This is a genomic window from Acinetobacter sp. YQ_14 (assembly GCF_043102985.1).
GTDB lineage: Bacteria > Pseudomonadota > Gammaproteobacteria > Pseudomonadales > Moraxellaceae > Acinetobacter > Acinetobacter venetianus.
This window is the reverse complement of record NZ_JBICJJ010000023.1, coordinates 122,369-134,688: the sequence shown is the minus strand read 5'-3', so window position 1 is coordinate 134,688 and position 12,320 is coordinate 122,369. Positions and strand designations below refer to the sequence as shown.

At 39.9% G+C, this 12,320-nt stretch carries 11 protein-coding genes; 7 read left to right on the top strand and 4 right to left on the bottom strand.

The window, feature by feature from the left end; genetic code table 11:
- Positions 1-110 precede the first annotated feature (110 nt).
- A complete protein-coding gene (locus ACF8D3_RS12150; RefSeq protein WP_312105619.1) occupies positions 111-1,325 on the top strand; it encodes a multidrug effflux MFS transporter in 1,215 nt (404 codons plus the stop codon).
- Between the two features lie 19 nt (positions 1,326-1,344).
- Here ACF8D3_RS12150 and ACF8D3_RS12145 read toward each other — a convergent pair whose 3' ends face one another.
- Positions 1,345-2,049 (bottom strand): nitroreductase, encoded by a 705-nt coding sequence (locus ACF8D3_RS12145; protein WP_392471678.1) that lies wholly within the window; start codon positions 2,047-2,049, stop codon positions 1,345-1,347.
- 423 nt (positions 2,050-2,472) lie between these two features.
- On the opposite strand from ACF8D3_RS12145, the gene ACF8D3_RS12140 reads away from it, so the two are divergent.
- The 5 genes from ACF8D3_RS12140 to sbmA all read left to right on the top strand — a co-directional run bounded on the left by ACF8D3_RS12140 (position 2,473) and on the right by sbmA (position 9,339).
- On the top strand, positions 2,473-3,816 hold the full coding sequence (locus ACF8D3_RS12140) for a DcaP family trimeric outer membrane transporter (protein WP_392471676.1): 1,344 nt from the start codon (positions 2,473-2,475) through the stop codon (positions 3,814-3,816).
- 182 nt (positions 3,817-3,998) lie between these two features.
- Positions 3,999-5,234 (top strand): sodium/glutamate symporter, encoded by a 1,236-nt coding sequence (gltS, locus tag ACF8D3_RS12135; RefSeq protein ID WP_023014143.1) that lies wholly within the window; start codon positions 3,999-4,001, stop codon positions 5,232-5,234.
- Between the two features lie 94 nt (positions 5,235-5,328).
- Positions 5,329-6,804 carry a sodium:alanine symporter family protein gene (locus tag ACF8D3_RS12130; RefSeq protein ID WP_004877129.1) on the top strand — a complete coding sequence of 492 codons (1,476 nt, stop codon included), beginning with the start codon at positions 5,329-5,331 and terminating at the stop codon, positions 6,802-6,804.
- Between the two features lie 134 nt (positions 6,805-6,938).
- Positions 6,939-7,919 (top strand): patatin-like phospholipase family protein, encoded by a 981-nt coding sequence (locus ACF8D3_RS12125; RefSeq protein WP_004877128.1) that lies wholly within the window; start codon positions 6,939-6,941, stop codon positions 7,917-7,919.
- 223 nt (positions 7,920-8,142) lie between these two features.
- Complete coding sequence (gene sbmA, locus ACF8D3_RS12120) at positions 8,143-9,339, top strand: peptide antibiotic transporter SbmA (protein WP_061517009.1); 1,197 nt, start codon at positions 8,143-8,145, stop codon at positions 9,337-9,339.
- Positions 9,340-9,384: 45 nt separating this feature from the next.
- On the opposite strand, the gene ACF8D3_RS12115 is transcribed toward sbmA, so the two are convergent.
- Both ACF8D3_RS12115 and ACF8D3_RS12110 read right to left on the bottom strand, forming a co-directional pair.
- Positions 9,385-9,900, bottom strand: coding sequence for a chromate transporter (locus ACF8D3_RS12115; RefSeq protein ID WP_392471675.1), 516 nt, complete (start codon positions 9,898-9,900; stop codon positions 9,385-9,387).
- Positions 9,897-10,469 carry a chromate transporter gene (locus tag ACF8D3_RS12110; protein WP_392471674.1) on the bottom strand — a complete coding sequence of 191 codons (573 nt, stop codon included), beginning with the start codon at positions 10,467-10,469 and terminating at the stop codon, positions 9,897-9,899. The genes ACF8D3_RS12115 and ACF8D3_RS12110 overlap by 4 nt, the downstream gene beginning before the upstream one ends.
- A 104-nt stretch (positions 10,470-10,573) precedes the next feature.
- On the opposite strand from ACF8D3_RS12110, the gene ACF8D3_RS12105 reads away from it, so the two are divergent.
- A complete protein-coding gene (locus ACF8D3_RS12105) occupies positions 10,574-11,494 on the top strand; it encodes a LysR family transcriptional regulator (protein WP_392471673.1) in 921 nt (306 codons plus the stop codon).
- Here ACF8D3_RS12105 and ACF8D3_RS12100 read toward each other — a convergent pair.
- Positions 11,484-12,233: a DUF4850 domain-containing protein gene (locus tag ACF8D3_RS12100; protein ID WP_392471672.1), complete on the bottom strand. Its 750-nt coding sequence runs from the start codon at positions 12,231-12,233 to the stop codon at positions 11,484-11,486. The genes ACF8D3_RS12105 and ACF8D3_RS12100 overlap by 11 nt on opposite strands.
- Positions 12,234-12,320: the final 87 nt, after the last annotated feature.

The window sequence follows — 12,320 nt, the reverse complement described above, 5'->3', positions numbered from 1 at the left end:
TAGGAGGACTGATAACCTTTTTAAAGTGTTAGCAGGCTTTTAATATTATGCACAAATTAGGACGAGAATGTTAAGCTAAGACGACCAATAAACTTGAAAAGTGCAGCATTATGAAGGTTGAGCAATCTAATTCACGACAGTATTCAACAGCTTGGATTATGTTGCTTGCACTTTTAACCGCTTTAGGCCCTTTATCAATTGATATGTATTTACCCGCATTGCCACAAATGGCAGATGAATTTGCGGTAAGTACACAAATGATTGCCAATACTTTACCTGCATATTTCTTAGGGCTTGCGATTGGTCAGTTAATTTATGGACCAGTCAGTGACCGTATTGGACGCAAAACACCTTTATATTTTGGTTTAGCCCTTTATGTCGTTGCAAGTTTAGCTTGCGTTTTTGTGACTAACGAATGGGCGTTAATTGCAGCACGTATTTTTCAGGCACTGGGTGGTTGTGTCGGTGTGGTGATTGCTCGTGCAGCTATTCGAGATCGTTTGGATGTACAAGGATCAGCTCAGGCCTTTTCTAGCATGATGATTGTGATGGGGCTTGCACCTATTCTTGCACCTATGTTTGGTGCATGGATTTTAAGCTTTTTCCCATGGCAGGTGATTTTTGCTGCCTTAGCGATTATCGGTGTGATCTGCTGGTTCTGTGTGCATTTCTTTTTTAAAGAGTCGCTGCCCGCTGAGCGACGTTTAAAATTGTCTGCTTATCAGGTCACAACTTTATATGCAGCAATTCTGAAAGATGAAAGCTTTAGAGTGCCAATGTTGGCTGGTTGCTTAACGGGAGCTGCATTATTTTGCTATATCAGTTCAGCATCAGCTGTTTTCATGGGGCAATATCACTTATCTCAACAACATTTCTCCTATGCATTTGCGCTCAACGCCGCTGGGATTATGTTGATGTCGTCATTAAATAAACATTTAAATACGCGGATGGGGATTTTTCCACGCTTACGCTTAGGTGGGTCGATTCAATGTTTTGGTGCTTTAGTGGTGGTTAGTGCAGGCTTAATGCATGACGCGCCGTTATGGTTTTTGATGTCTGGTTTGTTTTTAGTGGTTTCAGGAATTGGTTTGACTGGCCCAAATGCGATGGCTTTGGCAATGTCGAAACAAGGTGCTCGAGCTGGAACTGCGAGTGCGATCATGGGCAGTATGCAATTTGCCTGTGGTTTGCTTGGTGGGGTGATTTTGAATTTTCTTATTTGGAAAGCATCGCTGAATATGGGCATCATGATGCTGCTTTTTACCAGTGCTGGTTTATTTGCAATCTTTAAGGTTGGAAAACAGCAAAACAGTATCTCTGCTTAGAGATACTGTTAAAAGCGATTTAATCCATAAATACAGTGAAATCTTCGACAGGTAATCGAGGTGTAATGAAGGTGTTTACGATATGGTCAGGATCAGCGTAGCCTAAAGCAACAGCACATACTAATTCTTCATCATTAGGTGCATTCAGCACATCTAAAACGATTGGATGAAAATGGTTCCACGCCGCTTGTGGGCAAGTATCCAATCCGCGTGCTTTTGCTGCAACCATGACATTTTGAATCATCATGGAAATATCCATTTTTGACCCAATCCCCATAGCTTTATTGACTGTGAAATAAAGTGCAACAGGCGCATCAAATAATTGGAAATTACGTAATTGCTGTGCCGCCATTTTCTCTTTTTCACCTTTTTGGATGTTGAGTAAGCCATAAAGGCCCCAGCCATTTTCACGACGGCGATCAATAAATGGTGAAATCCAAGTTTCTGGGTAGTAGGCAAAAGTTTCTTTATACTGATCAGCAAGTTCGGGCTTTTGATGTAGTTCAATTTGTGCTGCGCATACACGATCAATCATCTCAGCACGTTTTTGACCTGTAACGACATAAACTTTCCAAGGTTGCGTGTTCGTTCCTGAAGGTGCTCGGCTTGAAACTGCCAAAATATCTTTAATCGTTTGCACGTCAACAGGTGTATCTAAAAATGCGCGTACAGAGTGACGCGAAGTAATGGCATCATCAACCTGGCGGACTTGTTCCGTGTTCATAAAAGCTCCTCATCTTTTCTGATCTTTCTCACTGCTTGAGACTATAAAGGAATTCATATTTTTTGCGGATGATTTTTTAGTCGTAGACTTGGGTTTGGGTGAAAAGTAAGCATTTGTACGCGATTCATACGGCATGAAAATAATTTTTTAGAGGGTGTTTTTGTTATGTGAAAAAGAAATATATTTATAACACAATGAAATAGAAATGATATTTACTTGGAAGTGTGAGACGTAGTACTTGCGACTCAAATAAAAAAATACACACAATATTCCAAATTTATGCATAATACGCCCTTTTTAAAAAATTGATTAGGCTTTCCTTACTGTTAGGGTGAGGGGAATTTTCTATGACAAGCATACAAAATTTACCCAATTTTATGCTTGTGGAAAATGTTGAAATATACACCAATACAGGAGCTTCTCATGAGTTTATCTCTCATCCGTAAGCCGTTCGTAATTCAGGGATTGGCGTTTACCGTTGCTGCCTTAATGATGAACAATGCTCAGGCCGCTAGTGAGCAAGAACAGATTCAACAACTTCGTGATGAAGTAAAAGAACTACGCGCTTTACTTGAACAATATGTTCCGCAATCAAAACAAAAAAATGATCTTCCTCAAGTTGCTGCAACACCAGCGACGACTGTTGTAAACGCACCAAATTCTCAAACGGTTGCTGTTACTGAATCATCTCAGAAATCACCATTGGGCTTTAGCACTGCTTCGGGCGCACAAGTTCAGCTCTATGGATTCTTACGTGGCGATGCTTCTTATCAAGCCAAAGGTGGTGATGGCATTTTCAACCGTATCAACAAGGTTGATCTTGAAAATAATGAGAAAAATAGCGACCGATTCTACAGCACTGCGACAGTGACTCGTTTTGGCCTAGATTTCAAAGCACCTGTCCAAGGTGCAGACGTTGGTGGTAAATTAGAAGTTGATTTCCGTGGCGGTAGTAGCAATGACACGATTCGTATTCGTCATGCGTATCTCACATATAACGACTGGTTATTTGGTCAAACAACATCAACTTTCTTGGCAACAGACGTACAGCCAGAAATGCTTGATTTTAACTCACCATTAGGGATTGGTACTTACCGTACGCCTATGGTTCGTTATAGTACTCAATTAAACCCTACAACAACTTATGCTGTTGCCTTAGAAAAAGGTAATGATGACAATCGAGCGCCTGCTCTGACGACGAAATTGAAATATGATTTTGCCGAAGGTAAGGGGACAACATCAGCGCGTGCGTTATTGACAGAAGCTCGCAGTAAAGCAAGTTTTGCTAACGATGATAAACAACTAAGTGCGAATGAATCTGCACTCGGTTGGGGCGTTGCAATTGGTGCAAAATATAAATTTACTGATTCATTACAGGCGATGATTGATTATTCGCATGTTAAAGGTGACAGCAAATTCTTGCTTTATACCAACAATGCTTTCAATGTAAATCCAAATAATTTTGATTTAAATTTGAATGAATTTGATGCAGTTACCGTTGGTACGACGTATCAGATTACGCCAAAAGTTCGTAGTACTTTGGCGTATGGCGCAATGTTTGCAAATGACAGTAATGACTTTGCTCAACAAGCTTTTGCAGATACAGCGCAAAACAAGACACTACAACAAGGTTGGTGGAATGTGATGTATTCACCTGTTTCACCTATTACGTTCGGTCTAGAATATGTTTATGGCGAACGTAAAACCTTTAATGGTCAAAAAGGTAAGGATAACCGTGTAGGAGCAATGGCTCGCTATAACTTCTAACCTATCCTGTAGGTGTAATCATCCGTGAAAACAAATCAGGTTAAATAAAGCTGAGTTCTTACAAAGAACTGTATGTTTTTTATTAAGCTGATTGAGTTTTCACTCATTTTGAGAGTTACTATTTCATTGGCTGTAGGATGGAAAAAACATCTGAAAAACGAATGAAATAAACGGAAGAAGATATGGAATTTACTTTCAATGGTTTTTATACCCTAATATCGGCGGTGATCGTCTTATTATTAGGGCGTTTTCTCGTTAATAAAATTGACTTCTTAAGACGTTACAACATCCCTGAGCCAGTAGCTGGTGGTTTGGTTGCAGCGGTAATTTCATTACTCGTGCACTCGATGTGGGGCTACAGTATTGTTTTCAGCAGTCAATTACAAACGAGTTTCATGCTAGTTTTCTTCGCTTCAATTGGTCTCAGTGCCAATTTCATGAAGCTAAAAGAGGGCGGGATCGGCTTAGTTTTATTCTTGATCTGTATCGCATCATTCATCATCGTACAAGATGTTGTCGGGATGAGCCTTGCATCGTTGTTAGGTATTGATCCTTTGATCGGTTTGATCGCAGGTTCAATCACGTTGACAGGTGGTCACGGTACAGCGGGTGCTTGGGGCGAAATTCTTGAGACTCAGCATGGTATCCAAGGCGCTTTGGCATTGGGTATGGCGAGTGCGACATTTGGTTTGATTATCGGTGGTGTGATCGGTGGTCCTTTAGCGAAGTTATTGATCAATCGTTATGGACTTGCTCGTGAGCAAACACCAGCGCAAATCAAAGATCGTGATACGCATCTTGATAAGCATCCTGAAGAGCTTGCGCCATTTGAAAATCCACATCAAGTCCGTTTAATTACTGCTGATAATGCGATTACAACGCTCGGTATGTTTGCTGCATGTTTAGCATTTGCTGAATTTATGACAGGTTATAGTAAAGGAACATGGTTCGAGTTACCGACTTTCGTTTGGGCGCTTGGCGGCGGCGTTGTTTTACGTAACATCTTAGAAAGCCTATTGAAAGTAGATATTTTTGACCGTGCAATTGATGTATTTGGTAATGCGTCATTATCACTTTATTTGGCAATGGCTTTGCTTTCATTGAAATTATGGCAATTGGCTGATTTGGCTGGCCCACTTGTTGTGATTCTTGGTGCGCAAACACTGACGATGGCACTCTATGCTGCGTTTGTGACGTTCCGTGTGATGGGTAAAAACTACGATGCAGCTGTCTTGGCAGCGGGTCACTGTGGTTTCGGTATGGGGGCAACACCAACAGCTGTTGCAAACATGCAGGCCATCACAAACATGTATGGCCCATCGCATAAAGCGTTCTTGATTGTTCCATTATGTGGTGCATTCTTCGTCGATCTAATCAATGCGACAGTGATTCAATTAATTTTGAAATTCTTTATCTAAGTCGGATCAAAAGCCCCATGCGGGGCTTTTTTGATTCATCCATTGTTATCGTATATGTGCTTGATGTACATGTAATTTTTTAAGCGAATAAGTGATGAATGAACAATTAAATGCCACGCTGATGTCGTGGGTACAATTCTTGAATGATCCGCTTTGGAATTTCTTGGTCGTATTGTTGGTTGCGGTTGGGGTGTTTTACACATTAGCGACGGGTGCAGTACAGCTTCGTTTATTCTTACACAGTATCCGTGTGATGAAAGGGAGCCGTAAAGAAGCGCAAGATGAGCATGGGATTACTCCATTTCAGGCTTTCGTAACAGGTTTGGCAAGCCGTGTTGGTGTTGGTAATGTTGCAGGTGTCGCGATTGCAATCGCGATTGGTGGTCCTGGTGCTGTGTTTTGGATGTGGGTGACTGCTTTCCTTGGGATGAGTTCTGCATTTGTTGAATCATCACTCGCTCAATTATTTAAAGTGAGAGATCATCAAAACAAGCAATTTCGTGGTGGCCCTGCGTACTACATTACCAAAGGCTTAAAACAAAAGTGGTTAGGGATCGTTTTTGCGCTATCACTCATTTTAGCGTATGGCTTTGTATTTAATGCGGTACAAGCAAATGCAATTATTGGTGCGACCTCACATGCATGGGGTTGGGATAAAGCCAATTTTGTATTGGGTCTCGGCGGACTTGATCTCGAAGTGTCATGGGTTGGTATCGTATTAGTCGTGATGACAGCACTGATTATCTTTGGTGGGATTAAGCGTATCGCTAAAGTTGCTGAAGGGATCGTTCCTTTCATGGCATTGCTTTATATCATGGTCGCTTTATACATTGCGATGACTAACTTACCAATGTTGCCTGAGATCTTTAAATTGATCTTTACCAAAGCATTTGAGTTTGAAGCTGCAGCTGGTGGTTTCTTCGGCGCAATGATTTCTATGGCAATGATGATGGGGATCAAACGTGGTTTGTTCTCTAACGAAGCTGGTATGGGTTCTGCGCCAAATGCTGCTGCTGCGTCTGATGTGAAACACCCTGTAAATCAAGGTTTAGTACAAATGCTTGGTGTATTTGTCGATACTTTTGTGGTGTGTTCATGTACTGCGATTATCATCATGGTGTCTGGTCTATATCACGAAGCAGGCTTTGAAGGCGTAACATTGACGCAGAAAGCATTAGAGAGCCAAATTGGTAGCTGGGGCGGTGGTTTTCTTGCCATTATTCTGTTCTTATTTGCCTTTACTTCAATTATTGGTAACTATGCTTACGCTGAAAGTAACGTACAGTTTATTAATAACAATCCAAAGATCATGTTCATTTTCCGTGTCTTGGTTTTGGCAATGGTTTACTTCGGTGCGATCACAAGTGTACCGTTAGTTTGGTCAATGGCAGATCTTTCGATGGGCTTGATGGCGACCATAAACTTAATTGCGATCTTGTTATTAACGCCAATTGCATTAATTTTGTTGAAAGATTACACCTCTCAATTAAAACAAGGGATCAAAGAACCTGAGTTTAAAATTGATAATCATCCTAAATTAAAGCAAAAAGTCGATTCAGACATTTGGTAATAATTGAAAGCCCCTAAATAGATAGGGGCTTTTTTTATAGTGAAGAAAACATTAATAAAAAAGTGATACAACTTTCTTTGTTTAGTCGAGCTAAAATTAAAAGAGAAATAGATTAAATTTGGCAAAGATTGTATATGAAACAGCTTAAACTTTTTGTGCTAGGGCTTTCCGTCGTTTTGGCAACAGGTTGTCAGACCACTTCACATTTACGACCTGTTGTTGAAGATGCCCAAGCACAAACTGCTGTTATGCCTTTTGCCTCAATTAAAAAACAAGAAAAACGCCCTGTTATCGCTTTGGTATTAGGTAGCGGTGGTGCGCGTGGCTACGCACATATTGGTGTAATTGAAGTTTTGGAACAACAAGGCATTCGTCCTGATTTTATTGTTGGAACGAGTGCAGGAAGTATTGTTGGCTCAATTTATGCCAGTGGTAAAAGTGCTGCCGAATTACGTGACATTGCACTTAAATTAAAAGCCAATGATGTACGTGATGTGAATGTCAGCTTAAAAGGCTTTTTTGATGGCAAGAAAGTCGAAGATTATGTGAATGATCAAGTTCATAATATTCCACTACAAAAATTAAAAATTCCAATGTATGTCGTTGCAACTGAGCTTAAAGACGGAACCAAGACGGTATTTAATTATGGTAATACGGGTCAGGCAGTGCGTGCCTCGACTTCAATTCCTAGCATGTTTGTTCCGACCAAAATTCACAATACTGAGTATGTTGATGGTGGATTGGTTAGCCCAGTTCCTGTTGAGGTTGCACGTGAGTTAGGCGCAGACGTAGTGATTGCAGTGGATATTTTGGCGCAACCTATTCACACAGAAACTACCAATGTTTGGGGCTTATTCAACCAAAATATTAATATTATGCAAGGACGACTTGCAGAAGAAGAACTAAAAGATGCAGATGTAGTGATTCAACCTGACCTGCGTGAAAAGGCGCATATCTTTGATGTCAAAGACCGAGAGAACACCATGCAAGCAGGTGTAGATGCCGCAATCCAAAAGCTTTCTGATATTCAATGGGTGATTCAAAACAAGAAAAATGTGGCTAATGGTGATCAACCTGAAGTTGCTTTAAAAGTGAATCCTGCAAGCGCTCAATAAAGCTTTAACTGTTTAGGTAAATCAACCAATACCATGAGTTTGTTAACCTAAACAGATTGTTTTCTCAAAACAAATTGTAAAAGCTTTACAAAATGCTATGAAAATATTGGGAAAACATGTAAATAACTACAAATTACTAAAGTTTTTATCAGACATATTTAAGTTTGAGGTAATAGGATGACGCCTGACGTCAATTGCTACGCAACAAGGATTGTTAAGTTCAATGTTTAAATCTTTTTTTCCTAGCCCACGCTTGTTCTTTATTTCAGTGATTGTGTGGCTGTCACTCAACATGCTGCTTTGGTACACCGGTGGGCATAGCTGGGGCGAATATTTAGGTTTCCCTCAAGGTTATGCAGATGCTGAACTTTCAGTTGGTGTCAGCCGTTTTTGGGCACCTTCATCACTTTGGTTTTATTTGTGGTTTTTAGTTTCTACGGGATTGTTTGCTGGTTTTTGGCGTTTCTTTTCAGATAATAAATGGCAAAACTGGTCGATCTTGGGTTCCGCATTTATCCTGTTTAATATCTGGTTTGCTGTACAGGCGAATGTTGCAATTAACGCATGGTATGTCCCATTTTGGGATTTAGTCCAAAGTATGCTAACTGCCAAAGGGGGGGATGTCACAGCTCTTTATAAAGAGTTAGCAATTTTTCTCTGGATTGCTATGGTTTATGTGACATTAGCAACGATCAATGTATTTTTTACTAGCCATTATGTTTTCCGCTGGCGTACAGCGATGAATGAATATTATGTTGAGAACTGGGAAAAATTAAGACATATTGAAGGGGCTTCGCAACGTGTGCAAGAAGACACTATGCGTTTTGCAACGATTGTCGAAGACTTAGGTGTAGAGTTTATCAAAGCGATTATGACTCTCATCGCATTTTTACCTTTACTTTTTATCTTATCAAATCATGTGCCTGCACTACCTATTATAGGCGAAGTTAAATACTCATTAGTTTGGGCTGCTATGATATGGGCCGTCTTTGGAACGGTGCTTTTAATGGTTGTCGGTATGAAATTGCCTGGGCTCCAATTCAATAACCAGAAAGTCGAAGCTGCATACCGTAAAGAATTAGTTTATGGCGAAGATCATATGGAATATGCTCAGCCTGCAAAGTTAAAAGAGTTATTTGCTCAGGTAAGGAAAAACTATTTCCGTCTATATTTCCATTATTCTTATTTTAATTTAACTGCGAATTGGTATGGGCAGCTCGATATTTTATACAAGTTGGTTGTATTATTTCCGTCTATTTCAGCAGGTTTATTAACACTCGGTTTATTTCAGCAGATTGTTAATGTTTTTAGTAATGTTCGAGATTCTTTCCAGTATCTCATTAGTTCGTGGAAAACTATTATTGAATTGCTTTCGATTCATAAACGCTTAAAAGCTTTTGAATCTATTTTGGATAAATAAATTCATTAAATAAAAAAACCTGCATCAAGCAGGTTTTTTTATGGTTTAAAGTAAACAAATTCCAAGTCCAGCGCCTACAGCCATGACCCATAAAGGATGAATTCTCTTAAATACACCAAGAAATGCAGTTAAAATGACGATCACAACTAACAATAGATTTTGTGCTGAAGCATCCGCAATTAACCATGCACTCACGAGAACCAATCCGACCGTAATAGGTTTTAAGGCTTTTTCAAAGCGTGCCCGTAATGGATTGGCTTTAAATCGTTCCCAGAATTTTAGTGCATAGATTGTGATAATAGATGATGGGCCGAACTTCGCCAATGAAGTCACTAATAAACCTGCTGGCCCAGCGACGTGCCAGCCGACAAGGGGAACGATCATCATATTCGGGCCGGGTGCGGCTTGAGCCATCGCAAACAGTGAGCTAAATTGCTCTGCTGTCATCCATTGGTGTACCGTTACCACTTGATATTGCATTTCAGGAAGGATGGCATTACCCCCACCAAAAGCCAAAACTGAGAGCTGTGTAAAAACGATCACTAAGGTCAATAAGGTCATGATTTTTTCACTCCAAGTACAAATATATTAATCGCAAGTAAGATGACTAAGGTCAGCGCTAAAGGAAGCTTGATCAGAAGCATAAAAACAAAGGTCAGTACAATCGTGAAAATGGTGAGATAGCTTTTTAAAATTGGTCGCAACATTTTCAGCCCTGTTGCAAATAATAAACCTGCGGCGGCCGCAGCTAAGCCTTGAATCATATGTTGTACCGCGGCTAAGTATGCAAATCGTTCATAGACTTGATAAATAATCAGTACGATCGCTGTTGGTGCAGAAATCAATCCTAGAACAGAGCAGATCGCGCCTTTTATACCTTGGAACTGCATACCAATTGCAACTGACATATTGATAATATTACCGCCGGGTAAGAGCTGGCAGACGCCAAGTAAATCCGTGAATTTACTTTCACCAATCCACTTTTTCTCTTCAACAATGATACGGTGTGCTAAGGGTAATACCCCACCAAATCCCATCAGCCCCAATTGCATAAATCCCGTGAAAAGAGCCTTGCAATCAGGCGCTGTTGAAACTGTTTCACGCTCTATTGATATTGCTTGGGCTTTCATTGGGACTTATTCCTCTTCATCGGTTAATGAGAATAGGATGGTGGAATAGTGATATATTTACAAATGCTATTTTTGCTTGTATCTATACTTATAAGGTATGTTTAATGGATATTCATAAGCTCCATGCATTTGTTGCTGTGGTTGAAGAAAGTAATATTTCTAAAGCTGCTGTTCGGCTGCATATGCAACAACCGCCATTAACACGATTGATTAAAAGCTTAGAAGAGGAACTTGAGACGGCACTGCTAAAACGTCTACCCAGAGGCGTTGAGGTTACAGAAGCAGGCAAAGTCTTATATCAAGAAGCCATTACGATTTTGGCGCATGCTCAGTCAATTCCGAAACGAGTTAAAAATATTGCACAGGGTCTCGAAGGTCAGATCAATATCGGCTTTACCAATTCAGCAGGATTACATCCATTTTTACCTGCATTGTTGCGGCAATTTCGCGAAAAATTTCCAGCCGTTGCGATTCATTTAGAAGAAGAGAGTAGCAGTGCTTTAACTGATGCGGTGATTAATGAAAAACTTGATATCGTATTTTTGCGTAAACCAGCACCTAAACATGCTGCCGTGCAAACGATGCATGTGCTTGATGAGCCATTAATCGTTGCACTGCCAAGTAATCACCCTTTAGCAATGCAAGAGGGCGTGATTCGCTTGCCTGATTTAGAACCTTATGAGTTTGTACTTTATCGCCGTTTAGCGGGGCAAGACTTGTTTGATAATATTTTGTCAAATTGCTATCAAGCGGGCTTTAGTCCCAACATTGTCCAAGAAGCACCACGATTAACATCGAGTCTAAATTTAATTGCAGCAGGGATTGGGCTTTCCATCGTGCCAGCATCCATCCAAGACTTTTGGAATAAACAAATTATTTACCGTCCTTTGGAAGCCAAGAAACCTTGTATTGCTCCAATTTATGCAATTTACAGAGCCAAAGATAATAATGTTCGAGTGGCACATTTTTTGGATTTACTTAAAGCCAGCCAAGTATTAGAAAATAATTTTAATATTAATGCGTAAAGTGATAGAAGTTTAAAATTGGCCCAACCAAATGTTGCTGAGATTTGTCTAAGGTGACTTTGATTTCTCGAAAGTTAAAATCACCATCATCACGATATTTCGCTACACCATGGGTTTTGTTATTCAGCTTTGGAATCTGATAACTAAAGAAAGCGACGTATTTGGATGGATATACCACATGAATTAACTTTTGTGTGTCTTTATAACCGCCAAACTCATTCTCAATGCTTTCTTTTAAAAGGTTTGGAAAATAAAGAGTTGCGTAGGGCATACCGCAACCAACACAAACTGAAGAATCATATAGTTCAATGGCGTGTTTTTGATTTGCGCTCATCAACAATGCTGAACCTGTACCATTTGCCCCTGCATTTGCTTCGATATCTTGCCAATCTTTTGGAACAAGCACAGCACCAATTTCAGGTAGTCCGATCAGTTTAAGTTGCTTTGCCAGATTAGCATCTAGCTTAAAATCAAAATGACAGCTTTTTGCTGTACACGATTTAAAGTCTTTTAACAGTCCATCATCGACAGGATTAGGCGCGGTAACACCATAAAAAGGAACGCGAACATCATTGCTAAAGGATACTTCACCCAATGCATATATTTGATTCATTGCTCGGCGTTGTTTTGTCGTATTTGAAAATTGAGGAAAAATTGGTTCAAATTGACTGACTTCAGCGTGAGCTATTGCGGTAGACAGCAGTAATAAAATCGGGAAAATAGAGCTGAATAATTTCATTTTTTATACGGTATTTGGGGTTTGAATTAAAATTAGCATATTCTTGAATACAAGAACCTACAACGTGAATAATTTAAACGTCCTAAA

Coding starts and splice junctions, on each gene's coding strand:
- ACF8D3_RS12150 (WP_312105619.1), top strand. CDS start 111: ATGAAGGTTGAGCAATCTAATTCACGACAGTATTCAACAGCTTGGATT.
- ACF8D3_RS12145 (WP_392471678.1), bottom strand. CDS start 2,049: ATGAACACGGAACAAGTCCGCCAGGTTGATGATGCCATTACTTCGCGT.
- ACF8D3_RS12140 (WP_392471676.1), top strand. CDS start 2,473: ATGAGTTTATCTCTCATCCGTAAGCCGTTCGTAATTCAGGGATTGGCG.
- gltS (WP_023014143.1), top strand. CDS start 3,999: ATGGAATTTACTTTCAATGGTTTTTATACCCTAATATCGGCGGTGATC.
- ACF8D3_RS12130 (WP_004877129.1), top strand. CDS start 5,329: ATGAATGAACAATTAAATGCCACGCTGATGTCGTGGGTACAATTCTTG.
- ACF8D3_RS12125 (WP_004877128.1), top strand. CDS start 6,939: ATGAAACAGCTTAAACTTTTTGTGCTAGGGCTTTCCGTCGTTTTGGCA.
- sbmA (WP_061517009.1), top strand. CDS start 8,143: ATGTTTAAATCTTTTTTTCCTAGCCCACGCTTGTTCTTTATTTCAGTG.
- ACF8D3_RS12115 (WP_392471675.1), bottom strand. CDS start 9,900: ATGACCTTATTGACCTTAGTGATCGTTTTTACACAGCTCTCAGTTTTG.
- ACF8D3_RS12110 (WP_392471674.1), bottom strand. CDS start 10,469: ATGAAAGCCCAAGCAATATCAATAGAGCGTGAAACAGTTTCAACAGCG.
- ACF8D3_RS12105 (WP_392471673.1), top strand. CDS start 10,574: ATGGATATTCATAAGCTCCATGCATTTGTTGCTGTGGTTGAAGAAAGT.
- ACF8D3_RS12100 (WP_392471672.1), bottom strand. CDS start 12,233: ATGAAATTATTCAGCTCTATTTTCCCGATTTTATTACTGCTGTCTACC.